The 26,178-nt window shown below is 53.4% G+C and carries 24 protein-coding genes, 1 tRNA gene and 2 pseudogenes; 18 read left to right on the top strand and 9 right to left on the bottom strand.

Translation table 11 applies throughout. From position 1 onward, the window contains the following. Positions 1-322 precede the first annotated feature (322 nt). The 14 genes and pseudogenes from RQ738_RS08370 (at position 323) to RQ738_RS08310 (ending at position 12,926) form a co-directional block, all read left to right on the top strand. Positions 323-622 carry an STAS domain-containing protein gene (locus RQ738_RS08370; RefSeq protein ID WP_314164179.1) on the top strand — a complete coding sequence of 100 codons (300 nt, stop codon included), beginning with the start codon at positions 323-325 and terminating at the stop codon, positions 620-622. 59 nt (positions 623-681) lie between these two features. Then, positions 682-1,044 (top strand): response regulator, encoded by a 363-nt coding sequence (locus RQ738_RS08365; RefSeq protein ID WP_314164176.1) that lies wholly within the window; start codon positions 682-684, stop codon positions 1,042-1,044. A 6-nt stretch (positions 1,045-1,050) separates the two neighbouring features. Then, the gene (locus RQ738_RS08360) at positions 1,051-3,159 is read left to right on the top strand and encodes a chemotaxis protein CheA (protein WP_314164171.1); all 2,109 of its coding nucleotides are present in this window, start codon (positions 1,051-1,053) and stop codon (positions 3,157-3,159) included. Between the two features lie 30 nt (positions 3,160-3,189). Beyond that, positions 3,190-3,690, top strand: coding sequence for a chemotaxis protein CheW (locus RQ738_RS08355; RefSeq protein ID WP_314164184.1), 501 nt, complete (start codon positions 3,190-3,192; stop codon positions 3,688-3,690). 24 nt (positions 3,691-3,714) lie between these two features. Continuing rightward, the gene (locus RQ738_RS08350; protein ID WP_314164164.1) at positions 3,715-4,473 is read left to right on the top strand and encodes a ParA family protein; all 759 of its coding nucleotides are present in this window, start codon (positions 3,715-3,717) and stop codon (positions 4,471-4,473) included. A 194-nt stretch (positions 4,474-4,667) separates the two neighbouring features. After that, positions 4,668-5,438 (top strand): annotated as a pseudogene (locus tag RQ738_RS13745) (globin domain-containing protein); the annotation flags it as partial. Positions 5,439-5,813: 375 nt separating this feature from the next. After that, positions 5,814-7,577: pseudogene (locus RQ738_RS13740) on the top strand (methyl-accepting chemotaxis protein); the annotation flags it as partial. 14 nt (positions 7,578-7,591) lie between these two features. Beyond that, complete coding sequence (locus tag RQ738_RS08340) at positions 7,592-8,446, top strand: protein-glutamate O-methyltransferase (RefSeq protein WP_314164154.1); 855 nt, start codon at positions 7,592-7,594, stop codon at positions 8,444-8,446. 5 nt (positions 8,447-8,451) lie between these two features. Continuing rightward, a complete protein-coding gene (gene cheD / locus RQ738_RS08335) occupies positions 8,452-9,096 on the top strand; it encodes a chemoreceptor glutamine deamidase CheD (protein WP_314164150.1) in 645 nt (214 codons plus the stop codon). A gap of 34 nt (positions 9,097-9,130) precedes the next feature. Then, positions 9,131-10,210: a chemotaxis response regulator protein-glutamate methylesterase gene (locus tag RQ738_RS08330; protein ID WP_314164145.1), complete on the top strand. Its 1,080-nt coding sequence runs from the start codon at positions 9,131-9,133 to the stop codon at positions 10,208-10,210. A gap of 102 nt (positions 10,211-10,312) precedes the next feature. Next, positions 10,313-11,515 carry a methyl-accepting chemotaxis protein gene (locus RQ738_RS08325; protein WP_409929537.1) on the top strand — a complete coding sequence of 401 codons (1,203 nt, stop codon included), beginning with the start codon at positions 10,313-10,315 and terminating at the stop codon, positions 11,513-11,515. Between the two features lie 28 nt (positions 11,516-11,543). Continuing rightward, on the top strand, positions 11,544-11,849 hold the full coding sequence (locus RQ738_RS08320; RefSeq protein ID WP_314164137.1) for an STAS domain-containing protein: 306 nt from the start codon (positions 11,544-11,546) through the stop codon (positions 11,847-11,849). Between the two features lie 41 nt (positions 11,850-11,890). Continuing rightward, complete coding sequence (locus RQ738_RS08315) at positions 11,891-12,805, top strand: ATP-binding protein (protein WP_314164133.1); 915 nt, start codon at positions 11,891-11,893, stop codon at positions 12,803-12,805. Between the two features lie 44 nt (positions 12,806-12,849). Continuing rightward, positions 12,850-12,926: transfer RNA gene (locus RQ738_RS08310), tRNA-Arg, on the top strand. Positions 12,927-12,946: 20 nt separating this feature from the next. Here the strand turns inward: RQ738_RS08310 and RQ738_RS08305 are convergent. From RQ738_RS08305 to RQ738_RS08295, 3 genes are all read right to left on the bottom strand, one after another. Continuing rightward, a complete protein-coding gene (locus tag RQ738_RS08305) occupies positions 12,947-15,052 on the bottom strand; it encodes an EAL domain-containing protein (RefSeq protein WP_314164129.1) in 2,106 nt (701 codons plus the stop codon). 146 nt (positions 15,053-15,198) lie between these two features. Further along, positions 15,199-15,573, bottom strand: a complete 375-nt coding sequence (locus RQ738_RS08300) for a VOC family protein (protein WP_314164125.1) — start codon at positions 15,571-15,573, stop codon at positions 15,199-15,201. Continuing rightward, positions 15,570-16,454 carry a DMT family transporter gene (locus RQ738_RS08295; RefSeq protein WP_314164120.1) on the bottom strand — a complete coding sequence of 295 codons (885 nt, stop codon included), beginning with the start codon at positions 16,452-16,454 and terminating at the stop codon, positions 15,570-15,572. The genes RQ738_RS08300 and RQ738_RS08295 overlap by 4 nt, the downstream gene beginning before the upstream one ends. A 92-nt stretch (positions 16,455-16,546) precedes the next feature. Between RQ738_RS08295 and dapC the strand changes: the two genes are divergently transcribed. From dapC to dapE, 4 genes are all read left to right on the top strand, one after another. After that, the gene (gene dapC, locus RQ738_RS08290) at positions 16,547-17,749 is read left to right on the top strand and encodes a succinyldiaminopimelate transaminase (protein ID WP_314164115.1); all 1,203 of its coding nucleotides are present in this window, start codon (positions 16,547-16,549) and stop codon (positions 17,747-17,749) included. 80 nt (positions 17,750-17,829) lie between these two features. Further along, entirely contained in the window at positions 17,830-18,651 is an 822-nt protein-coding gene (gene dapD, locus RQ738_RS08285) for a 2,3,4,5-tetrahydropyridine-2,6-dicarboxylate N-succinyltransferase (RefSeq protein ID WP_314164111.1), read from the top strand. 5 nt (positions 18,652-18,656) lie between these two features. After that, positions 18,657-19,007: an ArsC family reductase gene (locus tag RQ738_RS08280; protein ID WP_314164109.1), complete on the top strand. Its 351-nt coding sequence runs from the start codon at positions 18,657-18,659 to the stop codon at positions 19,005-19,007. An 8-nt stretch (positions 19,008-19,015) separates the two neighbouring features. Further along, entirely contained in the window at positions 19,016-20,158 is a 1,143-nt protein-coding gene (dapE, locus tag RQ738_RS08275) for a succinyl-diaminopimelate desuccinylase (RefSeq protein ID WP_314164108.1), read from the top strand. A 27-nt stretch (positions 20,159-20,185) separates the two neighbouring features. Here the strand turns inward: dapE and RQ738_RS08270 are convergent, their stop codons facing one another. The 6 genes from RQ738_RS08270 to RQ738_RS08245 form a co-directional block, all read right to left on the bottom strand. After that, on the bottom strand, positions 20,186-20,593 hold the full coding sequence (locus RQ738_RS08270; protein ID WP_314164107.1) for a biopolymer transporter ExbD: 408 nt from the start codon (positions 20,591-20,593) through the stop codon (positions 20,186-20,188). Beyond that, a complete protein-coding gene (locus RQ738_RS08265) occupies positions 20,593-21,309 on the bottom strand; it encodes a MotA/TolQ/ExbB proton channel family protein (protein ID WP_314164106.1) in 717 nt (238 codons plus the stop codon). Before RQ738_RS08265 ends, RQ738_RS08270 begins: the two co-directional genes overlap by 1 nt. 22 nt (positions 21,310-21,331) lie before the next feature. Further along, on the bottom strand, positions 21,332-21,982 hold the full coding sequence (locus tag RQ738_RS08260) for an energy transducer TonB (protein WP_314164105.1): 651 nt from the start codon (positions 21,980-21,982) through the stop codon (positions 21,332-21,334). A gap of 77 nt (positions 21,983-22,059) precedes the next feature. Next, positions 22,060-24,156, bottom strand: a complete 2,097-nt coding sequence (locus RQ738_RS08255; RefSeq protein ID WP_314164183.1) for a TonB-dependent receptor family protein — start codon at positions 24,154-24,156, stop codon at positions 22,060-22,062. A gap of 396 nt (positions 24,157-24,552) precedes the next feature. After that, a complete protein-coding gene (locus RQ738_RS08250) occupies positions 24,553-24,798 on the bottom strand; it encodes a GNAT family N-acetyltransferase (RefSeq protein ID WP_314164104.1) in 246 nt (81 codons plus the stop codon). A 128-nt stretch (positions 24,799-24,926) separates the two neighbouring features. After that, positions 24,927-25,703 carry a hypothetical protein gene (locus RQ738_RS08245; protein ID WP_314164103.1) on the bottom strand — a complete coding sequence of 259 codons (777 nt, stop codon included), beginning with the start codon at positions 25,701-25,703 and terminating at the stop codon, positions 24,927-24,929. Positions 25,704-26,178 lie beyond the last annotated feature (475 nt).

Raw genomic sequence — 26,178 nt, 5'->3', positions numbered from 1 at the left:
CCTAATATCTGCGCGTATAATTCTTTGTCTCTCATGGCTTCTACGGTAACCTACCCACTTGATTTGGTGAAGAGCCTGTATTAGTACAGGTTTTCTTTGCCGTGATCACGCTGTCTGCAAGCGGCAATTCTCTGCCACAGGGGCATCATTTTGCAAAAAAACCATGTCGTTAGCCGCATAAAATGAACTGGCACACTACATGCATTGTATAAATGTGAAAAAAGCCGGTCGCGGAGGCTAAAGCTTGTCCTGGCAGGGTCGATAGCTTGTGACACGTGGTGAATGATTTTTAAGCATTGCAGGAACCAAAGGCCAATTAAGAATGAGCGGATCGGAAAAAACCGTGATCACCTGCCCGGCGTCACTGGATATATCGGTTGTCGCCGATTTCAGTGCCGAGTTGAAAAGCGCGCTTGATAGCAAACACGATATCCAGCTCCAGGCCGCTGGCATAGAACGCGCGGATACTGCTGCACTGCAACTGCTCTGCGCCTTCTTTCTGGACGCGCAGGCAGAAGGCCTGAATATTGAATGGCTGGACAGCAGTGATGCATTGGTCGGTGCGGCCAGGCAAATTGGCCTTGCCGGTCACCTCTGCCTGGCAGAAAAGACCCGGCACTGATTCAGAATGGGGTCTTACACGCTACATACAAACTATATGCGATTTCAGGAGAAGGTGTAATGGCAAGTATTCTTGCAGTGGATGATTCCGTATCGATGCGTCAGATGGTGAGCTTCACCCTCAAGGGCGCCGGCTATGAGGTGACAGAGGCCAAGGATGGCCAGGAAGCACTCAATATCGCCAAAAGCAACAAGTTCAATCTTGTCATTACTGACGTCAATATGCCGAACATGGATGGCATTACACTGACCCGGGAACTGCGTGCCTTACCCTCGTACAAATTTGTACCGATCCTGACCCTGACTACAGAGTCATCTACAGATAAAAAAATGGCCGGGAAACAGGCCGGTGCAACCGGCTGGATCGTCAAGCCATTCAATCCTGAACAACTACTGGCAACTGTTAAAAAAGTTTTGGGATAGAAAACCATGAGCATCGATATGCGGCAATTCCACCAGACCTTCTTCGAAGAAAGCTTCGAGGGACTGGACATCATGGAAACTGAACTGCTCGGGCTGGATATCGGCGATACCGATATTGATGTGATTAACACTATATTTCGCGCAGCGCACTCCATCAAGGGCGGCAGTGGAACATTTGGTTTCAATGACGTCGCCGAATTTACCCACGTGGCAGAGACCCTGCTGGATGAAATGCGTGACGGCGTCCGCCCGGTCACACAAACGGCTGTAGAAATCCTGCTCAAGTCCGTCGACATCATCCGCGGCATGCTTACTGCATTGCGTGATGAAGGCGAAATGGACGCCGCCCAGGTTGCCGAGGTAAAAGCCGAACTCGACAGCCTGCTTGGTGACAAGGGTGCGGAAGCTTCATCTGCGCCAGTCGCTGACGATACCGGCAGCAGCATTACATCTACCTGGACAATAAGGTTTAAACCCCATACCGAGATGCTGCGCACCGGCAATGACCCGGTACGGATGCTGCGCGCCCTTGCTGACCTCGGCGACCTTGATGTCCGGGTCAATATTTCAGACCTGCCCGGCTTTAATGATCTGAATCCTGAAGATGCCTTCCTCTCCTGGGAAATGAGCCTCAACGGCGAAGTAACCGAAGCCGATATCCTCGAGGTGTTTGAATGGGTAGATGACGAATGCGACCTGGAGATCACCGCAGCGGCCACCGCCACAAGTGCGGAAAATGTCTCTCCTGAGTCGGTTGCCGCATCCCTGGCAACTACGGTTAAAGATTCGGCGACGGCAACGGTGAGCGCGAAAGAAGCCACCGTCCCTGCTGCGCGCACCAGCAAGCCGGCCAAAACCAGCGAGACAACCTCCATCCGGGTGGATATCGACAAGGTTGATGAAATCATTAACTTGGTTGGCGAACTCGTCATTACCCAGTCCATGCTCGGTCAAATGGGCGGTGACTTTGAGGAAACCCGGAATATCGATACCGCCAGACTCGAAAAGCTGCGCGAAGGTCTCGGCCAGCTGGAGCGCAATACCCGCGAACTGCAGGAAAGCGTCATGCGTATCCGCATGCTGCCTATCAGCTTTGTATTTAGCCGCATGCCACGCCTGATTCATGACTTATCAGGCAAGCTCGACAAGAAGGTCAACCTGGTGATTACCGGCGAACATACCGAACTCGATAAAACCGTTATGGAGAAAATCGGTGACCCGATGGTTCACCTGGTACGCAATGCGCTCGACCATGGCCTGGAAACCCCTGAGCGACGTGTTGCCGCCGGCAAATCGGAAACCGGCACACTCAATCTCAATGCCTACCACCAGGGTGGCAATATCATTATTGAAATCTTTGACGATGGTGCAGGCCTGAATCGTGAAAAGATCCATCGTAAAGCTATAGAACGCGGTATTATCACTGCCGATGACAACCTGACCGATGAAATGATCGAGGATATGATCTTTCACCCCGGTTTCTCCACAGCCGATCAGGTCAGTGATGTTTCTGGTCGTGGCGTGGGCATGGATGTAGTCCGCAAGAATATCAAGGCCCTTGGCGGTAAGGTCGAGGTTAAATCAGAAGAAGGTGCCGGCGCCAAATTCACCATACGACTGCCACTAACCCTGGCCATTCTCGATGGCCAGCTGGTACGGGTCGGCGATGACACCTATGTGATCCCGCTGATTTCAATTATTGAATCTATCCAGGTTAACCCTGAGCATGTCAATGCGGTAGCCGGTAAGGCCGAACTTTACAAGCTTCGCAATGAATATATTCCCGTTATTCGTGCACACCGCATCTTTGGCATGCATGAAGAAGAAAACGAACTCGCGGGCCGCCTGATGGTGGTAGTTGAAGGCGATGGCCATCGCGCCGGCGTGATTGTTGATGATCTCCTTGCACAACAGCAGGTTGTCATCAAGAGTCTTGAAACCAATTACCGCCGGGTTGAGGGCATGTCTGGCGCGACCATTCTCGGTGATGGCACGGTTGCACTGATTCTTGATATAGCCGGCCTGGTAAACATGTTCCGTGGTGGCAGGTATGACATGCCACCCCCCGCCCCCATTAAACCTGGTGGCAGCGCTGCCAACAGCGAAGCTGCATAAGGAGGACCCTGCGTGAGCACACAACAAGCTATTGAGAACGGAATACTCATCGGTGCCGACTCAGACCCGGATGCCGAGCAGTACCTGACTTTCATTCTGGCCAGCGAGGAATATGGTGTTGATATCCTCCGCGTACAGGAGATTAAAGGCTGGGATTCAGTTACCCCTATCCCTAATACCCCTTCTTATATAAAAGGTGTCATCAATCTGCGCGGCACCATTGTTCCGATCATTGATCTGCGGCAACGCTTCTCGATGGATGAGATCGAATACGGCCCCATGACGGTGGTGATTGTCCTCAAGATTTTGTGTGAAGATCGCGACCGCATTATGGGTATCGTCGTTGATGCCGTATCTGACGTCTATGACGTCAACAGCGAGGAAATGAAACCGGCGCCGGACTTCGGTGGTGTCGTCAATATCGAATTCGTCAAAGGACTTGCCACCGTGGCTGAAAAGATGATCATTATTCTCGACATTGATCACCTGCTGTCCGGCCCTGAACTCAGTGCCACAGACGGGCTGGCCTGATAATTTACGGATGCTGATGAGGGTATGCGCATGATTGCAGTGATGAACCAGAAAGGCGGTGTTGGCAAGACCACAACCACCCTGAATCTCGCGCACGCGCTGGCCATGGCCGGCAAGTCCGTCACAGTCATTGATATGGACCCACAGGCTCACCTGACGGCGAGTTTTGGTGCCGAAATACAACTCCAGTCCGGTATTGATGAGGTCCTCATGGGTGAAAGCAGCATTGATGACGTGCGCCTCGAAGTGCGTGACAACCTGCACCTGGTGCCTGCCGGTACCCGCCTCGGCGAACTCGAGCAGGTCGCCAGCGGTGGTGCACGCCGTGGCTGGCTGCTCAGTGATGCAATAAAAGACATGACTGAAAACGATATTCTGCTGATCGATTGTCCGCCCTCTTCCGGCATGCTGACAATGAATGCCATGCTGGCAGCGAAAGAGATGTTGATTCCGGTTGCCGGTGATTATCTTTCACTGCATGGCCTGTCGCGACTCCTGAACATCCTCAAACACATTGAGACACGCCTGAAGCATGCCACCAAGAAATGGATGGTCGTGACGCGCTTTCATGGTCGCCGCAAGTTGGCCAACGAGGTGCGCGGTAAACTCATGGAATATTTCCCCGGTCAGGTACTTGCTACCCCCATCCGGGAAACGGTAGCCCTGGCTGAGAGCCCGAGTTTCGGCAAGACCATTTTCGAGTATCAAGGCTCGAGTAATGGTGCCCGCGATTACCTTGACCTTGCCGATGACCTGCTAAAAGGGAGAACCTTTCTCAAATGAAGGACACAATCCCCCGTATGCGCCTGCGCAGGCAGAACCGCCGCGTGGCAGCCCGAGAGGTAGCCGCGACGCAAAACAATGAAATACCAGTTGCCGTTCAACAAGCTGTGCACGCAGAAAAAAACAGTTTGTTGTTCACCCAAATCCTTTCTGGCCTGGTCTGGAACGGATAGCCATTCAAACAGGAGCTTAAAATGGCGACCAAAAAACAAAGCAAAATGGGCTACGACCCCCTCGCCTGGATGCAGGAAGAGGATGCGACAGCCGAAACTATTGGGCAAGACAAACCAAAAGTCGTGAAAAAGACGGCCCGGAAGCCCGCGTCCAGGGCACCGAAGCACAAGCCCTATGTCTCGCCTCTCGGTCTTGATGTGGAGATACTGGAGGCATCGTTCGCGGCGCTGGCGCCACAGGCTGATGACCTGGTAAAGCGTTTTTATGAGGAGTTATTCAAACGCTACCCGGCCGTCAAGCCACTGTTCAAAAACACCACACCGGCAAAACAGCGCAAGAAGATGGTGGTAGCGTTAAGCCTGCTGGTGAACAGTCTGCGCAAACCGGATGAGCTTGTACCTGTCTTGCAGCAAATGGGTGAACGGCATGAGGTTTATGGCGCCGAAGCCGACCATTACACCGCCGTTGCCGATACCCTGCTGGACGTCATGGCCGAGTTCGCCGGTGATCTATGGACAACTGAAGTAAACAACGCATGGCAAGCCGCACTGGATACGGTTGCCACAACCATGCTGAATGCATATGCAACATCGGAGGATACAGAAATGGCTAGCACAAGTGCAGCGGTAATCCGCGAGAACGAAGAATTAACCCGAATGCAGTCGGCGATTGAGGGGGCCATGACCGCGATCATGATGGTCGACCGCGATCTGGTCATTACCTATGCCAACAAGGCCACTCTCAACCTGCTAAGAAGGAACGAGGAGGAAATGCGTAGTGTTTATCCTGGTTTCTCTGCCGATAACATCATCGGCTCCTGCATTGACGGTTTCCACAAAAACCCCGCGCACCAGCGCCAGCTCTTGTCCGACCCGAACAACCTGCCTTATCAGACCGATATTCAGGTGGGCTCACTGACTTTTTCACTGAACGTTACTGCCCAGATAAATGGCAAGGGTGAATACATAGGTAACTCACTGGAATGGGCGGATGTGACCGACCTGCGCAGACGTGAAGCAGAAGTCGTGCGCCTGCAAGGTACCGTTGACAATGCCATGACCGCTATCATGATGATCGACCGCGACCTGGTAATCACCTACGCCAATAAATCAACCGTGAATCTGCTCCGCAAGTACGAGACGGTCCTGAAAGGCCTGTACCCGGGCTTCAATGTTGATAGCCTGGTTGGCACATGCATTGATATTTTTCACAAGAACCCGGCTCACCAGCGTGGTCTGTTGGCAGACCCGAACAACCTGCCCTACAGTTCCGACATCAAGGTTGGACCACTCACCTTCAACATCAATACAACGGCCATTATAGATGCAAAGGGTGACTATATCGGCACTGCCAATGAGTGGTCGGACGTAACCGAGGCGCGTCAGAAGGAACTTGAAGTCGCCCGCCTGCAGTCTGCGGTCGACGGCGCCGAAGCGAACCTGATGCTATGTGATGAAGACCTCAACATTACCTATGCCAATCCGGCCGTGGTGAATATGCTCCGTAACCGTCAAACGGAACTGCGCCAGGTATGGCCAGGCCTGGATGCCGATAACCTGATTGGTACCTGTATCGACGGTTTCCATAAGAACCCGGCTCACCAGCGTGCCCTGCTCTCGGATCCCGGCCGCCTGCCGGCGACTGCCGAGATCAAGGTCGGTGACCTCGACTTCCGCGTCAATGCCACCATGATTACGGGACCCAATGGGGAATACATGGGGAATATGGTGCAGTGGAGTGACATTACGGAACAAAAGGACGCTGAACGCCAGATTCAGAGCCTGATCGATGGTGCCACCCAGGGTGAATTGGATAACCGTATCGATCACGAAAACTACAATGGCTTCATGAAGGGGCTTGGCGAAGGGATCAATAACCTCATGGATGCTGTCGTTGAACCACTGCAAGGCGGTATGGCCGTCATGGAAACCCTCTCTCAGGGTGATCTGACACAGCGAATGGAAGGTGACTTCAAGGGTGTGTTTGCCTCATTGCGTGATTCAATTAACAGCACCGTGGATAACCTGGTGAACATCGTCGGCAAGATCACCGAGTCAGGCACCAACATCGCCAGTGCCAGTACCGAGATAGCCCAGGGTAACTCTGATTTGAGCCAACGGACTGAAGAACAGGCCTCGAGCCTGGAAGAAACTGCTTCCAGCATGGAAGAACTCACCAGTACAGTGAAACAGAATGCCGATAACGCCCGTCAGGCCAACCAGTTGGCTGCCGGCGCCAGTGACAAGGCTGAAAAAGGCGGTGCCGTGGTAGGCAATGCGGTCTCGGCCATGAGCGAGATCAACTCCGCCAGCAAGAAGATTGCCGACATCATTGGTGTGATCGATGAGATTGCCTTCCAGACCAACCTGCTTGCCCTGAATGCTGCCGTGGAAGCCGCGCGTGCCGGTGAACAGGGTCGCGGCTTCGCCGTGGTGGCCAGCGAGGTGCGTAACCTTGCACAACGCAGTGCCGGCGCCGCCAAGGAAATCAAGGCGCTCATTAACGACAGTGTTGAGAAAGTCGACGAAGGTAGCCGCCTGGTGGATGAGTCCGGCAGGACCCTCGGCGAGATTGTTGAAGCCGTAAAGAAAGTCAGTGACATCATCGCCGAAATCGCTGCTGCCAGTCAGGAACAATCTACCGGCATCGAGCAGGTGAACAAAGCCATTATGCAAATGGACGAAGTCACCCAGCAGAATGCTGCCCTGGTTGAAGAAGCCGCCGCCGCCAGTGAATCTCTTGATGAACAGGCTCGTGGACTTGATGACTTGATGACCTTCTTTCGTGTCAATGAAAACGAATTTGTCGAGCGTCGCGCACCACGGACAGCCGCTCCCGCAGCACCGGTAGCAAGACGTCGTCCGGCCGTGGCCGCCCGACGCCCGGCACCGACAGTCCAGGCTGATGACAGTGATTGGGAGGAGTTCTAGGCGGAGTACAGTCAATGTCAGCAAGCGCGCATAAGCGCGAACGTGAATTTCAGTTCACAGACAGGGATTTCAATCGTATACGACAACTGGTCAGTCAGCATACGGGCATATCCCTTTCCGATGCGAAACGGGATATGGTTTATAGCCGACTGGCCAGACGTCTGCGCGAGATCAGCATGCAGGATTTCAGCAGCTATTGTGCGTTGATTGACAGCCCGGCCGGTGAAAGTGAACTCCTGAACTTCACGAATGCAATCACCACCAATCTTACCTCCTTTTTCAGGGAGCCACATCACTTTGAGTACCTGCAGAAAACCCTGCTTCCGGAGTTGCTGAAAAAGAATGCGCATACGAGGCGTTTGCGTATCTGGTCGGCTGGCTGCTCAACCGGTGAGGAACCCTACAGCCTGGCTATCGCCATTCGCGAGGTTGTTCCCGAGACCAGCGACTGGGATATCAAGATCCTCGCCACTGATCTGGATTCAAACGTCCTCGCCAGGGGAAAATCCGGCATCTACGATGCCGAACGTGTCTCCGGCTTATCCAGACAGCGGGTCAAGAACTGGTTCCTGCGCGGCAAAGGCGACAAAAACAACCTGGTGCGGGTCCATCCGTGTCTGCGAGACATGATTACTTTTAATCGTCTTAACCTGATGAATGCCTGGCCGATCAAGGAGCCTTTCGATTTCATGTTCTGTCGTAATGTCGTCATTTATTTCGACAAGCCGACCCAGAGCATTTTATTCGATCGCTACGCGGATCTGCTGGTTGACGATGCCCGGCTTTTTCTCGGACATTCTGAAACCATGTTCAAGGTCTGCGACCGCTTCAAATTAATCGGCAATACCATCTATCAGAAGATCAAGTAATGGCCATGACTCGTCCCGAAAATAATCTGGATTTTCCACCGCCCCTCGCCGGATTCGAGCATATCAACCGCTACTGGGATAAAATGCATAATATTACGGCAGCCAAAATCCTGCCTGGTGAGTACTATGTCACCACACAGAATGAAGCTATCGTGACGGTACTCGGTTCGTGTGTCTCAGCCTGCGTTCGTGACAAGGTATTTGGCATCGGTGGCATGAATCATTTTATGTTGCCGATGACGACCGCGAACAGCTCGGATGCCTGGAAGAATGTCAATATCAGTGCCGCTACGCGCTATGGCAACTTCGCCATGGAGCACCTGATTAACACTATTCTGGGCAATGGCGGGATGCGCGAGAACCTTGAAGTCAAGGTATTCGGCGGTGGCAGGATCCTCGCGCAAATGACGGATATCGGCAGCCGTAATATCAGCTTCGTCCGCGAGTACATCGCTACCGAGAAACTGGCATTACTGGCTGAAGACCTCGGCGACACCTGTCCGCGCAAGGTCATGTACAACCCCATTACCGGGAAAGTGAAAATGAAAAAACTGCGTTCCCTGCACAATAATACTATTATCGATCGCGAAACCGAATACATGCAGAAACTGGATATTGAACCTGTCGAAAGCGAAATCGATCTATTTTGACCCCTGTTCATAACAACAGGCACAAGTGAATTGTATGAGCAGTAATAAAATTAAAGCATTGATCATTGACGATTCTGCGTTGGTACGTGAAGTACTCACGGAGATACTCAATGCCGATCCTGCACTTGAGGTCATCGGCACGGCATCTGACCCCCTGATTGCGCGTAACAAGATCAAGCAGCTGAATCCCGACGTCCTGACGCTGGACGTTGAAATGCCGCGGATGGATGGGTTGACCTTCCTCAGTAACCTGATGCGCCTGCGTCCCATGCCGGTGGTCATGGTCTCCTCACTGACAGAGAACGGGGCTGATATCACCCTGCAGGCCCTGGAGATAGGTGCCGTTGATTTTGTCTCAAAACCGAAGCTGGATATTGCGCACGGACTCAAAGAATATGCCGACGAGCTTTGTGAAAAGGTCAAGATGGCCGCCGGCGCCAAATTACAGAACTATAGCTGGGACAGCCGGCCGCAGGCCGAGGCCAGTCAACGCCACAGCGCCGATGCGATACTCGACAAACCTACCGCCCATGCCAACTTTAAAACCACCGACAAAATAATTGCTATCGGCGCCTCTACCGGCGGCACCGAGGCCATCAAGGAAGTGCTCATGCAGATGCCGGCGGATGCCCCCGGTACAGTCATTACCCAGCATATACCAGAGGCCTTCAGCGCACCGTTTGCCCGGCGTATGCATGATAATTGTGCCATGACCGTCTATGAGGCCAGTGATGGTCAGCAAATCCTGCCCGGGCATGTTTATATCGCCCCCGGAAACAGACACCTGATGATCGAACGCAGTGGCGCCCGTTATATATGCCGCCTCAGTGATGGCCCGCCCGTGAACCGGCACCGCCCCGCTGTTGATGTCATGTTTCGCTCGGTGGCACAAAATGTAGGCCCGAATGCCATCGGAATCATCCTCACCGGCATGGGGGATGACGGTGCCGCCGGCCTGAAGGAAATGCATGATGCCGGGGCGCGCACCATCGCCCAGGATGAAAGAACCAGCGTGGTCTGGGGGATGCCCGGCGAGGCCGTGAAACATGGCGGTGTGGATGAAATCCTGCCCTTACACGCCATAGCTCCCCGTTTTATGCGGTTTTTACAATAAGTGACTGAAAGACCGATTTTTTAATGCTGTACATTCAAGTTTATCGCGCGGCTACCGATAGCTTTTTTATAGCCCACCACCGGTTAAGCATGACTCGATAACATGTTGAATAATATGAAAAACTTTTTCCCGGCCATCGCGGCAAGCGGCATCGCGGCGAGCCTGATGTTCATCATAAAAGATGACTGGCTGCAGGCCGGCATACTGCTGACATGTGCTGCTATCTGGTGGTTTTCTGCCAACCGTATCTCGCTGACTACAGACCGGGCTCAACAGGAACAGCAATCCGCTGTTCGTGCCAGTATGGCGCCACTCTATACCGAATTGCAGGACATCATTCTTAATGAAAGCGGCAAGGTACAACACGAGCTCACCCAGATAAACACGCTCATTAACGATGCCATTGAAAACCTGACTGCCAGCTTCAATGGTCTTAATGATCTGTCCCGGTCGCAGGAAGGCCTGGTCAGCAGCCTGGTCAGCAACATGACCGCCGGTGCCGACAGCGGCACCAGTGACGAAGAAAAGACCCTCATGATCAACGGCTTTGCCGATGAAACCAACAAGGCCCTGCAATATTTTATCGAACATATCCTCGATACGAGCCGGGATAGTATGAACCTGGTACATACAATCGATGACATCGCTTCCGCCATGGGTCAGGTAGAAGGCATGCTGGATGACGTCAAGGGCATTGCCGACCAGACCAACCTGCTGGCTCTCAATGCCGCCATAGAGGCGGCGCGCGCGGGCGAGAGTGGCCGCGGCTTTGCCGTGGTTGCCGATGAGGTACGCAAGCTGTCACATAGTTCGAATCAGTTCAGTGACCGTATCCGCGAGGTCATGAACGATTCACTATCCAATATTGAGGTAGCCAAAAAGGCCATTGGCGAAATGGCCTCAAAAGACATGAATGTGGCCCTTGAATCAAAAAGCCGGGTTTCAGAGATGGTTGAAGAGGCCAAAAACCTGAATGAATTCCTGCATAACAATCTGGGCGAAGTCTCGGCCATTTCGGCCGGCATCAATAACAGCGTTTCCGTTGCCGTACGCTCCTTGCAATTTGAGGACATGGTAAAGCAGTTATCCGAGCATTCAGATAAAACCCTGACTACGATGAATAACTTCATCCATGACAGCACTAATGAGCTGGTACTTATTAATGATAACGCCGATCTTGATGCTGATGAGGCTATCAGGACCGGCCGCGCCCGCATTCACTCTCTCTACGAAAAGCATTTCACAAGCCTGAATAATGCGGTCAGCCAGGGCAGCATGGATGAAGGCGAAATCGATCTTTTTTGAATCCACAACACAAGGAAGAGCAGCCAATATGTCAGTCATAAGCACAAAATCCAGTGATGGAAAAACCATCACCATTAAAACCGGTAACAAGTTTGATTACAGCTCCCATACCGGGTTCCGCGCCAGCTACAACAACGAGAGCGATCTCGGTATCTCCTATATTATTGACATGCGTAATACAGACTACATGGACAGTTCCGCGCTTGGCATGTTGTTGCTGCTGCGCGAACACGCCGGTAACGGCGCCAGCAATATCAGTATTATTAATTGCAATGAAGAAATAAAAAATATTCTTGCGATCTCCAATTTCCACAAACTATTCAACATAAACTAGACATGCGCCGGTCGCAAAGATAACCAAAAAAAATTATCCAAATGCTTGTTCTGATTTACACTCGCTCCGATGACTTTTACGCCCATAATGAACGCGCTGTTACGGGTGCCGGTCATGAATGCGTTTCTGCAGGTTCTATAGATGATCTCATTCTGCTGCTGCGCAGCTTGCCGGTTGATGTCATTTATGTACACATGCAAACTGTCGGCAATGAATACAATGGCCTGGCAGCCTCACTGGAAGCCTTTCAAAACTACAATATACGTCTTTTTGCCGGCATTAACCTGGATAAAACCGAAGAACACTCACACAAACCCGATGAAAATTGTTTTGAGTGTGTCTACACCTGCAATAATGACCCGCGGCCGTTTATTGCGTGCCTGCAAGCCCTCTCCGACGAGCTCGCTGCCGACGACACAGAAAAGAAACAGCGTGCCTCGCTGCAAGCATGCGCTATTGATCATGCCTCATTTAGCTGGAATTTTTCCTGCTATGCTGGCATCGAGGCAATTCGTGCGAATGACATGCTCAAGCAAATCACCTGTGGAACACAGTCTTTCCTGATACCGATCGAGCATAACCGGAACATCCAGATAATACTCACGGAACTCTACAACAACGCAGTCGACCATGGCATACTTACCCTCCCCTCTGAGTTAAAACAGGATGCGGAAGGGTTTGCGAAATTCTACGAACTACGCCTTAGCCGGTTAAACAAGCTAAAAACCGGCTTTATTGATATTTCCCTGTCCCAGGTTATCGTTGACCACAAGGTACGGATTTCAATATTACTGGCCGATTCCGGGAAAGGCTTCGAATACGACAACCTGTTTAATGCCGCGATGTCAGACAGCGCATACGGCAGGGGCATCCCTATCATCAGAAAACTCAGCAAATCCATCGAATACAAGGGAAATGGCAACGAGGTAGCCGTGATCTACGAATGGCCGCTCTGAAGACCCTTCTCATTAATGCCTAAATATCATATATTACCCGTCCTGCCCCGGTAGCTCAGCTGGATAGAGCGTCCCCCTCCTAAGGGGAAGGTCAGGGGTTCGACTCCCTTCCGGGGCACCATTCACGAGCAGGCAGGATAACTAGCTACCGCCGGCGTGCCGAATCTTTTCAACCTCGATCACACCGGCTTTCAGCAATTGCATTGCGGCTTCATGCGGCACCGGCTTGCTGAACAGGAAGCCCTGCACCATTTCACAGTCATGCTCCTGCAGAAAAGCCAGCTGCTCATTGTCTTCCACGCCTTCCGCAACCACGCTCATCTTGAGGCTATGTGCCATAGAGATAATGGCATTGACGATGCTCGCTCCACCATTATTCTTTGAAACATCCTTGACAAAAAAGCGATCTATCTTGAGGACATCGATAGGGAATTTCTGCAAATAACTCAATGATGAGTAGCCTGTGCCAAAGTCATCAATCGCCAGTGTGACGCCCATAGCATTCAGCTCATCAAGTACACTGATGGTTTTTTGCGGGCTGCGCATAATCGTGCTTTCTGTTAGTTCTATTTCCAGGTATTTTGCCTCGAGCCATGTTTCAGACAGGGCATCCGCAACAATATGACTGATATTGTCATTGTCGAACTGCACCGGCGACATATTCACCGACACCTTGATGTCATGTAATCCCATCTCATTCCACGTCCGACACGCCTGGCAGGCAGTGCGCAGGACCCAGCGCCCGACCTGGTTGATCATGCCGGTTTCTTCCAGTAACGGAATAAACTCCACCGGTGAGACCGTGCCCAGTTCCGGATGTTGCCAGCGCAACAATGCCTCAAAACCGATAATCTGCCCGCTCTTGAGGTTAATCTGTGGCTGGTAAAGCAGAAAAAACTCTTCCCTTTCCAGGGCCTTGCCCAGCGATGATTCCATATTCAGGCGATAGAGTGACTGCGTATTCATCTTGCTCTCATAAAACCGGTAGTTATTACTGCCGCTTTCCTTGGCATGATGAATAGCGACATCGGCGTTCTGGATGAGCGTTTGCGCATCATCACCATCAGATGGATAGAGGCTGATACCCATAGCGGTAGTGACGAACAGTTCATGCTCATCAAAGATATGAATTTGTGACAAGGACTTGATGATTTTCTCGACAACGACAGGGATATCTTCTTTCTGATAAATATCTTCAAGAAGAATCGCAAATTCATCATCGCCGAGACGGGCCACGGTGTCACCATCCCTTACGTTTTGCGTCAGACGCGAGGCAACCGCCTGTAAAACACTGTCCCCATATTCAAAACCGAGTGTTTCATTGATGTTCTTGAATCGATCCAGGTCAATAAACAGTACCGCGACAACGCGGCCATTCCAGCGCGCACGGGAAATGGCCTGACTGAGGCGGTCAATGAACAAGCTCCGGTTCGGCAGGTCTGTCAGACCGTCATGGCTGGACAGGTGATGCAGGCGCTGACGTGTCGCCATCTGCTCGGTAATATCCTTCCCCGTGGAAATAAAGTGCGTCACTTTACCCTTTTCGTCTTTCAGCGGGGTGATCGACTTTTCTTCGTAATAGATATTTCCATCCTTGCGCCGATTAATGAAAATATCCTGGAAGGTGTGACCTTCCGTGAGACTTTGCCAAAGCCCCGCATAAAATGCAGCATTATGACGCCCGGACTTGAGCATACTGCATGATTGGCCGATAGCTTCCTGCTTGCTGAAACCGGTTATATCGCTAAATGCCGCGTTGACGTATTCAATATTGCCTTCCGCATCTGTAATAGTCACCGCATCAGCGGTCTGTTCCACCGCACTGGAGAGCTGCTGCATTTGCTTTTCCGATTCCCGGTGCGAGTGACGCAGCTTTGCCTCCTTGAGTTCCCGCTCGATCGCGGGCACCAGCCGGGCCAGGTTGCCTTTCATGATGTAATCATGCGCGCCTGCCTTCATGGCCATTACGGCAATCTCTTCACCGATATTGGCGGAAACGATAATAAAGGGCAGATCGAACTCGAGAGATTTGGCCAGTTTCAGGGCACCGATACCGTCAAAATGCGGCATGCTGTAATCGGAAATAATAATATCCCAGGTACTGGCCTGCAATGCGGCCTGCATATCTTGCATAGTCTCAACCCGCTGGTGAACAGGATCAAAACCACCCTTGCGTAATTCACGCAATAACAACTCGGTATCGTCGTCGGAATCTTCGACAATAAGAATTCTTATAGACTTGAGCACTCAACGCCTCGCAGGTTTTTCTTTTTTATTGGATTAATAAGGCCTGATACTTCATCACTATATCGACCACGCCGTTTAAAACCTTAGCATTGCTGCAGTAATTATTAAATACTGCCGATCTTTGCAGACGTTACCTTCAGCATTGACTAAATTTCAATAAATTCAAGAGCATTTCCATCCGGGTCCCGACAAAAGAGGGCCTTGCGCCCGGATTTACTCCTTGTAAAGGCCAGGCCTGCCTTAACCAGGGCATCCTCTATATAAGACAAGTCTGTAACATGAAAAGCGGTATGCCGATCACGGCCGCCATGCTCGGGGCGCCCGTTAACCGGGTCCGGGTTCGGCAGTTCAAGCAGATGGATCTGTTGACTGGCATTGAGCTGCAACCAGGCACCGGGATAGCCCAGTCCCGGGCGCCGCGGGTCCGTCGCCAGCCCGAGCACATCGCGATAAAACGCCAAGGCCCGCGCCGTATCCGAGACAATAAAGCTAACATGTTGTATTGTAATGTTTTCTATCATATCTCGCAGACCTCCGGGCGCCGCGCGGCCATATAACCGGCCAGCACAATCAGGCCGCCGCCCAGCCACTCTCTTGACAAGACCGGCTCCTCGGCCAGCAGAAAGGCCGAAATGGCCCCGGCCACGAGTTCAAACAACAGGATCACGGCAGAACGCTGCACCGACAAGTGCGTCACCCCGTACTGTACGGCCACGGTCATGATCACGATACCGGCAAGACCAAGCAAAACCGCCTGCAGGTATACCTCGCCGCCCACGGCAGGCAAGCCCTCCCCGCCGAGCCATATCCAGCCACCGGCCAGCAGGATGGCCCCCCACCAGGTCAGGCTGGCTTTGCAACCCGCCGGGATTGCCTGGGCACCGCGCACAGTGACATTCATCGCCGCGAAGGCCATGCCCGCAGTCACGGCATACCAGTCCGCGGGCGAAGCCGGCCAGAGCGTGCCGGCCTCCGGCTGCCAGAGCATAAACCCCGCCCCCAGCATGGCCAGCACGAGTGTCACCGCCCCGCTAACACCGATCCGCTCGCACAAAAACAGGCGTCCCAGTATGACGGCCCACAATGGCGAGAGGTAAAACAGCAACAAGACGCGTACAACATGCCCCTCAAGCACCGCAAGAATAAAGGCAATATTGGCCCACGCGCTGAAGAGAATGAGCAGCAGCACCTGTCGGGGGTAATCGCGCCAGGCCTGGCCCATCCCCTTGAGCCATGGCAAGCCGACAATCGCCGCCGCCACGTACATGACCAGGCTCGTTGTCAGTCCGTCAAGCCCCTGCCCCTCAAGCAGGCGCAGGGGATACCAGATGACCCCCCACAGGGTAGCGGAAACGAGCAGCGCGAAGACCGCCAGAGCGTTATTTTGTGAGTTGGATGCCATAGGCCAATGACTTATACTACGCGCCATAAATTCAATAACATAAGCAACCATACCCTAAAGTAACAACCGCTGTCATATCAGGCTCATCCGGCATGAATCCCAACCTCAACCGACTCCAGCCCTACCCGTTTGAAAAGCTCAATGCCCTCAAGGCCGGGGTCCTGCCGCCTGGCGACAAGACACACATTGCGCTATCGATTGGTGAACCGAAACACCCGACCCCGGCGTTTATCAGTGAGGCCGTCATCAGTCACCTGCACACGCTGGCGCATTACCCGCTCACGCGCGGCAGCGATGAACTGCGCGAGTCTGTTGTTGGCTGGTTGAACCGCCGCTTTGCGATTCCACCAGGCTTGCTGGATGCCGCCCGCCATGTATTGCCGGTCAATGGCACCCGCGAGGCCCTGTTTGCCTTTGCCCAGACCGTGATCGAGGCGAGCGAGAACGCGCGCGTGATGATGCCCAACCCCTTTTATCAAATCTACGAGGGCGCCGCCCTGCTCGCAGGGGCGACACCGTACTTTTTGAACACGACCGCCGATCACCACTTCCTGCCGGACTTCGATAGCGTCAGTGCGGAAGACTGGCAGAACTGCCAGCTGCTTTACTTGTGCAGCCCCGGTAACCCGACCGGCGCCGTAGCCGATGCCGCCACTCTCGGCAAGCTGCTCGAGCTCGCTGACGAGCATGACTTCATCATTGCCTCGGATGAGTGCTATTCCGAGATCTATTTCGATGAAGAGCAGCCACCGCCCGGCCTGTTACAGGTCGCCGCACAACTCGGCCGCAACGATTTCAGCCGCTGCGTTGTGTTCCACAGCCTCTCCAAGCGCTCCAATGCCCCGGGCCTGCGTAGCGGCTTTGTCGCCGGCGATGCGCAGATCCTCCAGCAGTTTCTCAAGTACCGCACCTATCATGGCTGCGCCATGCCACCGGCCACACAGGCCGCCAGCATCGCGGCCTGGAATGATGAGGCCCACGTCAGACACAACCGCGACCTGTACCGCGAGAAGTTTGCCGCCGTGCTGGCGATATTAAGCCCGGTACTCGATGTGAAGATGCCGGATGCGGCGTTCTACCTGTGGGCGAGGCTACCGGCACATATCAGCGACACAGAATTTACCCGGCACCTGTTTGAAACCCGGAATGTCACCGTGCTGCCGGGCAGTTACCTGTCGCGAGACACCGCGGCAGGTAACCCCGGCGCGGGCTACGTGCGCATGGCGCTGGTCGCGCCACTCGACGAGTGCTGCGATGCGGCGGAACGTATCCGCGCCTGTATGGAATCACTTTAAGGCTCTATTAATGCCTGCTGAGCCCGTTTCGGGCCTGCAGGGCGTGCTAGAATACAACACAAATTTTGACGGAGAAGAACATGAGCGACATCCAGAACATCATCACCGAGGCCTTTGAACGCCGCGCCGACATCACCCCACGCAGCGTTGACACACACGTTAAAGAGGCCGTGATGGAAGCCATCCACATGCTCGATACGGGCGCAGCCCGCGTCGCGGAAAAGAAAGACGGCGACTGGGTCGTGAACGACTGGCTGAAAAAGGCCGTGCTCTTGTCCTTCCGCATCGAAGACAACGACTTCATGAAAGGCGGTTTCACCAATTACTATGACAAGGTGCCGTCCAAGTACGCCGATTACAATTCTCGCGACTTTCGCGAGTCCGGCGTGCGTGTTGTGCCACCGGCCACCGCCCGGCGCGGTTCCTACATTGCACCGAGCACCGTGCTCATGCCTTCCTACGTCAACATCGGCGCCTACGTCGATAGCGGCACCATGGTCGATACGTGGGCAACGGTCGGCTCCTGCGCGCAGATCGGCAAGAACGTGCACCTCTCCGGCGGCGTTGGCATCGGTGGTGTACTCGAGCCGGTGCAGGCCGCCCCGACCATCATCGAGGACAACTGCTTTATCGGCGCCCGTTCCGAGGTCGTTGAAGGCATCATCGTCGAAGAAGGTTCGGTAATCTCAATGGGCGTGTACATCGGCCAGAGCACCAAGATCTTCAACCGCGCCACCGGCGAAGTCAGCTACGGTCGCATCCCGGCCGGTTCCGTGGTCGTTTCCGGGAACCTGCCCTCGAAGGATGGCACCTACAGCCTGTACTGCGCGGTAATCGTCAAGCAGGTCGATGAAAAGACCCGCGGCAAGGTCGGCATTAACGAGCTACTGCGCGATATCTGATACCCATGCCAAAGACCGTTCTGTATGGCATTTCCAACTGCGATACCGTTCGCAAGGCACGCAAGTGGCTCACTGCGAACGGTATCGACTTTACGTTCCATGACCTGCGCAAAGACGGGCTGAATGCAAAACAGCTCAAATGCTGGGTCAGGGAACTCGGTTGGGAAACCTTGCTGAACAAGCGCGGCATGATGTGGCGTAAACTGCCCGACAAACAAAAAGAAAACCTCGACGAGAAAAAGGCCATCGCCATCATGCTGACCGAGCCTGCCATCATCAAGCGTCCGCTGCTCGATACGGGCAAGCAACGCCATGTCGGTTTCTCTGAAGACGAATACAAACAACTGTTCAAGTGAGCATACAAATGCCCGAAACATCTAACTCGGCAACCCTCGACCTCGCCATTGACCTGGTCTCACGCGACTCGGTCACCCCCAAAGACAAGGGTTGCCAGGGCGTCATGATCGCCCGCCTCGAAGCCATCGGCTTCAAGGTTGAGCGCCTGCGCTTTGCAGATGTCGATAACTTCTGGGCCCGCCGTGGCGACAGTGGCCCGCTGCTCGGTTTCGCCGGGCATACCGATGTCGTGCCGACCGGTCCGCTCGATAACTGGCACAGTCACCCGTTCAAGCCGGAAATCCGCGACGACCACCTGTTTGCCCGCGGCGCCGCCGACATGAAAGGCAGCCTTGCCGCCATGGTCACCGCCTGCGAGCGATTTGTCGCCGGGCACCCGGATCACAAGGGCAGCATCGCCTTCCTCATCACGAGTGACGAAGAGGGACCGAGCATCAACGGCACTGTAAAGGTCATTGAAACGCTTGAGGCGCGCAAGGAAAAGATGGATTACTGCATCGTCGGTGAGCCGACTGCAACCGACCGCCTTGGTGATGTCATCAAGAACGGCCGCCGCGGTTCACTCAACGCCACCCTGACCGTGCACGGCAGCCAGGGACATGTCGCCTACCCGCAACTGGCCGCCAACCCGGTACACCTTGCCGCTGCGGCACTGGCCGAACTGACTGCCGAGCACTGGGACGATGGTAATGAATTCTTCCCGCCCACCAGTTTCCAGGTCTCGAACATCCATGCCGGCACCGGCGCGACCAATGTCATTCCCGGTGAGCTCGAGGTCGTGTTCAACTTCCGCTTCTCCACCGAGCAGACCGAGGCCAGCCTGCGAAAGCGTGTCGAGGCTATCCTCAACCAGCACGGCTTCGATTACACGATTGACTGGTCGCTGTCCGGCAACCCGTTCCTGACCCCGGCCGGCGCGCTTGTCGATGCCACCCGCGAGAGTATCAAGGACGTCATCGGCATCGACACCGAGCTCTCCACCACCGGTGGCACCTCTGATGGCCGTTTCATCGCCCCGACCGGCACACAGGTGCTCGAGTTCGGCCCGCGCAACGCGACCATTCACAAGGTCAATGAGTGTGTAAGCGTCAAGGATCTGGATACGCTGTCCGCGTGTTACGAGCGTATTCTTGAAAAGCTGCTTGGTTAGAAGATAGACAACTCGCTGTATATGCCGCTACTCCACTTCGATGACAAACCCCAGTTTCGTCAAGCCGGCCTCCTGAGCACGGGCCATTACCTCGGCCACGTGCTCGTATCTGCTGGCCCGATCACCATGGATATGGATCGGTGGTTGTGGTGACTGAACGGCGGCGTTGCTCAAACGCATGGCCAGCGTCTCCTTGTTCAATTGTTCCTCGTTCCAGAAAACCTGCCCGCCTGCGTTGACGGCAAGGGTCACTGCTTCGACTGGTGGTTCGGCAAGTTCGCCTGAAGTTTGCGGCAACTCAATATCCACGGATTGGGTTAATATCGGCACGGTAAGCATAAAAATAATCAACAGCACCAGCATCACGTCCACCAGCGGCGTCATATTGATTTCACTCATCACCTCGTCATCATCGTATTCGCTGGAGAACGCCATTACATGATCTCTTCTTGTCGACGTTCACCCTGCGCCTGTGGCACGCCCGCCAGAAAATAGGGATGCAACTGATGGGCAAAACGATTGAGCTTACCAACGACCGTTTTGTTGCTGCGCACCAGGGCGTTATAGCCCAGCACGGCTGGGATGGCTACTGCCAGACCGAATGCGGTCATTATCAGGGCCTCGCCCACCGGCCCGGCAATTTTATCGATACCCGCCTGACCGGACGCGCCAATACTGACCAGTGCATGGTAGATCCCCCAGACAGTGCCAAACAGCCCAATAAAAGGTGCGGTGGAACCGACCGAGGCAAGAATGGAAAGACCTCGCTGCATCTGTTCACGCCCCTCATCCATGGCATTACGCAGGCTGGCAGCTAGCCAGTCGGTGAGGGGCAGATGACCGTGCAGATCCGCTTTATGCGTGGCGTGATGGTGCATCGCCTGGCGGCCCTGTTCCGCCATGTAGCCGAAAGGGTTGTGGTGGTCACTGCCACCAAGCAATTCCAGTCCCTCTTCAAAGCTTTGGGCATGCCAAAAGTCGGCAGCCGCCCTGGCGATACGGTTGATACGCCATAACCCGGCAATGCGTATCACAATCACCGTCCAGGAGAACACGGACATCAGCAACAGGATCAGGGCAACGGTTTTTATCACTGGATCACCCTGTTGCCAGAGAGCCTCGATACCATAGGGGTTGTTTTCAGTTATCATCAATATTCTCCAAATAGCTGTTTTATTGAATTGCAAATTCGATGGGCTGCTCGTAGCGATATGCCACGGCTTCGCCACCGCGGCTCGCTGGGGTGTAACGCCACCTCTTTACTGCTGCGACTGCTGCCTGGTCCAGTCGCGGGTAACCGCTGGAGGTTTTAACGCTGAGATCCGCCACCGTGCCATCCTCGAGCACCCACAATTCCAGAATCACGATGCCCTCTTCGCGCAATCTTTTGGATAGACGGGGATAAGCGGGTAACGGGTTCTTGCGGCGAACAGCATCATTGATGCCGGGTGGCGTGACCGCGACCTCTTTCACATTATGCGTCGGAGTGTCCTCGACCAGATCTTCTGTGACCTGCTCTACTGTTTCTGTTTTAGCTGCTGTCACAGGTTGTGGCTCGGGCACTTCAACCGGCCTCTGCAGAACGTCTTTTTCTGGTCCAGGTTTAAGAGCCGGTGCTTTTTTCTTTACCTTTTGCTTTTTCTCGGGTTTTATCTCATCAATCTTATTCGCCTTCGCCGATGACGCAACCAGCATTATGCCCTCGATCATCCGTCGTTCATCCCTCTGGACAGGTTCCACCTGTTGCGCAAGCAATGAATAGAGCAATGCCGCATGAACAGCGGTCACTGCAGCCAGGTTCAATATCAATACGCGACGAGACACAATACTTCTCTCTTTGCAAATAAAGGCGTCGTTAAGTTAATAACGACGCCGTTGTTTGTTAAACAAACACAGCCTGGTCAGAAGCTGTACTTCATGCCCACCGACATAGTAAAGGGCTTGTTGGGACGGGCACCATCCGGGCTGCGCGAGACAATCTTCTGTTCATCGAACACGTTTTCCGCTTTGACAAACACATTTACATCCTTTGCCAATGGGTAATGCGAGATCAGGTCCACAACGAACAGGGACTCTGTTTCATCAAAAGCATCGCTCGCGTTATTACAGCCGGCAACAACGCAGGTTGCACTGATGTATTTCGCGACCGCATAGTTATCCCAGCCACTGCTGTGTTCCAGGCCCAGACGTAGGCTGGCGACGTGCTCCGGTACATCCTTCAACCTGTCCCCCGCATTGAAACCACTGACGGCGTTATCTTTGCTGATCTCCGCTTTTGTATAGGTGTAGGCCAGGTTAACCGGGATGCTGAAACTGCCCGCGGTATAGGCATTACCCAGTTGAAATTCTATCCCGAATATCTCCGCTTCGCCGGTGGTAAAGCTGCCCGAGGTGGCACCATTGCTGCAAGGGCTGCCAAGGGAGCAATTCTCGCTTTTATCCGAAAAATCACTATAGAAGCCAATGGCCTCAGCGAATAATTCGTTCCTCTGGTAACGCATACCCGCTTCCCAGTTCGTACTGGTTTCCGGATCTTCGTTCTTCGTGGCACCACCACCGAGTGGCGAGAAACCACGATGTACGCCTGCCAGAATCTGCCATACGGGATTGATGTCATACGTAAACGAGGCACCCGGAAGTATCTCGGAGGTATCATTGCTGCGGGTGTTACTGATTACATTACGACCGGCATCAGCATATTGAACCCGACGGGTAATCACATCTTCGTAGCGCAGTGCCAGATTGATGTTGAGTTTTTCACTTGCTTGCCAGTCATCCAGCAGCCAGAGGCTTGTGGCATCAGCTTCTTCGAGGCGATTGTTGCTGCCGGTTGGCTGAGTGGTCGATTGATAGACGAGTGAACCATTAACCTGGTCGTAAATATCCGTTGGTTGGAAGCGGTCCATTTCATCTTCATGCAGGCGCACGCCGGCACTGATCAAATGTGCGCCGGCTTCCATGTCCAGGTTGAATTGAATGCCCTGTGACTCGTAGCTACGATTATTGTGTTTATAGTTCAGGCCTGCTTTGTCGATACTGCCATCAAGGATGCCAATGGCGTTAGCATCACCATTGTTTGCAGCATTGATAAGTGCGCTGCCGCCACTCAATTTAAACCAGTCTCGATTGAAGGTATTGCGATAGACTGTAGTGGTGGAAGTAACTGTATTACTCCAGTCCATGTTGTGAGTCAGCGAAACGCCACGGTGATCATTGTCCATCTGGTCGATGCTACTGAGGCCGTAACGACGGTTGGAATCAGCATCAAAATCAGTATCGGTAAGCCCCAGGTAAGTCTCATCGGAGACTTCCTTCGAATACTGGGTTTTGAGCAACAGACTTTGTCCATTTCCCTGCCAGCCCAGCTTGAAGACGTAATCTTCGATATCAAAACCTGCGTCCCTGTTGCTACGATCTATATCCTTAAAACCCTCACCTTCACGCTGCACGGTTTCCAGCAACCAGCTCCATTGGCCCTCGCGCATGCCGTAGTTTGCGTGCACGTCTGTTGAACCACGCTCGTTCAATACGACAGCCAGTTCGCCGCCCTTGTCATCCGGAATCGGGGTAGAGATAAGATTGACTATGCCACCGGTGGTTTGTGGTCCATGGCGTAAGAGTGGCGCGCCTTTCAAGATTTCGATCGCACTCATGCGCATCGTGGTCGGGAAATAATAGGCAGCCGGGTTTGAGTAAGGGGCCGGCGCGACTAGTACACCGTCTTCCAGCAATGTGATCTTTTCGCTGCGCTCGGCCGTCGCACCGCGAATACCTATGTTTGGACGCAATCCGGCACCGTCCTCTTCGCGGATATAGACGCCGGGTACAGTCTTCAACACCTGGTTGATGTCAGCAACCACTTCCTGTTCCAACTGCGCCTCGCCAACGACCGCGCCGGAACCAGGGAGGTGCCTGGACTCTTCACCTATACCGATAATCAGCACCTTTTCCAGGCTACCGACTTCGGCCGTTGCCTTTACCGCGGACAAGGTTGTCATGACGGCCATGGCGACTAAAGCACGCTTATACATAGAACGAATCTCCTGAGTTAATTCGACACTTATTTGTAAATGAGAAGCATTACCATTAATAATCTAATGAGGATGCTAATGATAATGATTATCATTGTCAAATACAGGAGGTGGATTTTACAGGCCCTGGTGGGATAAACGGTGTGGGAGATGCGAAAATGGTTATATTTTAGTAGGTTGTGTTGTTCTATTATACTGGCGGTTTATGCCTCTCAGAATGGGTACATTTGCCGTGCGACGAATTCTGAAATAAGTATTGACGGTGCTCTATGTAAAAACAGGTATCCAGCCTGGATTTAATGACCTGCATTGCCAGAAACCCCGTGCCCGCCAGAATGGCGACCGACCTGGACCTGGCGGTTTTCACCCGTGCAAGAACCTCCGCACATACCAGCAGCTCGCCTCTACCCTAAAGCCCTCTTCACGTGCCCAGGCCAGACCGGCACGTACCAGCTCTTCAGCGATACCCTTGCCACGCTGGGATTCGGGCACAAACGTGTAAGTAAAATCAATAACCTGCTGCGGCTTGAGCTCGTATTCAAGACGGGCTTCCGGATTATCCATAGAGGCGATAAAGCGCGAATGTTCTGGCTGGTGAACAACCGTCATGCTCTTTCCCCATACATAGCGTAGCCGCATAACACTAAAAGAAGACCGGACAGGATTTGCCCGCTCGCGCGAGGCTGAATTTAATCCTGAAATCCTGTTTATCTTTCAGCTCTCGTCGAGCCCCGGGCCTATTGACCGAACAGGCCCTTTAATTTATCGCCGACTTTATCTTCAATGGCCTTCTTCGCTCCCTCTTCCAGTTGTGCCCTGACCTCTTCAGCGCTCTTGCCCAGGTACTGTTCCACGCCGAGACTGGCAACCGCCTGGCCGGTCTTGTCGATGAGGACCCTGCCGATCTTCTCGGCGACTTCCGCCGGGGTGGCACCACCGGCTTGTTTGCCGATGTCGGTCAACTCGATGCGCGGCAGGTTGGCAGACAGGTCTTTGCCATTGAGTGCAGCGATGCGCGCATCGACCTCGCCTCTCTCGATGATAAATTTGCGGATGATAAGCTTGACCTGCTTGCCATTGGTATCAGCAGTGTCGGCCGTGCCACTGCTGGCCTGCTGGAGATTCCTTTTCAGTGTATCAAGATTCGATTGGCCCCTGGCATTGATCTCGTAGAACACCTGCGGGGCCTGGATGAAAACCTTGTCAATCACCACCACCTCGTCAGTAACAGTTTTCGGGTCAATCGCGACCGTAACATTCTCCAGGGTAAAGAGCTGTTTGCGGCTAAAGCCTGCCGGACTGGCGACCGTGATGCCCTCGATAGTGCCGGTTCCTTCGATCAGGGTCAGTTTGACGGCGGCGACCTTGACCTGTGTCTGCGTGGCCTGTGAGCCGTATTTCTCGATAGCGGCCTCGACTATGCTGTCCAGTGATGACCATAGATAAATAGTGGCGGCGATGACAATCACCGCAAGCGTAGCCACACCGAGTCCAATAACTTTCGTTGTTTTCATTGTCCCTGTTCTCCTTGTTGTTGTTTCTTGTTTACACCTTAAACCAGGCACCCCCGGCGATCAAAGACAACTCGCTCTCTGGCAGGTGGGCAAAGGTTTTCGGCTATCGGCACAAATAGCAGATTGGAAAAAATGCCCGGGTTTGCATAGATTACTCGACCGCTTCCGCTACGGCCAATAGTGATACGGGCGGGAAGAAATTGATCTGTTTTGCCGTCCTGATATTAACCAGTAACGAGAAGTGTTTGAGTGTCTCCATTGGCAGTGACGCGTGAAAATTTTTTCATTGCCTTCAGCATTCCTTTTAATAAATTTATTCTATCAACTCTACCTTCTCCAGCAGGGATAAAGGAGAATCAAACGTACACTCGTCTCGAATGATTTTATTTTGGAAATTTTTTCACTGCTGTCCCGTTAATTCCCTCTCCCTTCGGGATAACCAGCGCCTTGGCTGTCGTCGTTTGACAGCTTAGGC

Origin of the sequence: Sulfuriflexus sp., assembly GCF_032250955.1 — a bacterium.
GTDB lineage: Bacteria > Pseudomonadota > Gammaproteobacteria > AKS1 > AKS1 > Sulfuriflexus.
The sequence above is the reverse complement of the archived record's forward strand: the minus strand, read 5'-3'. Positions and strand labels throughout refer to the sequence as shown.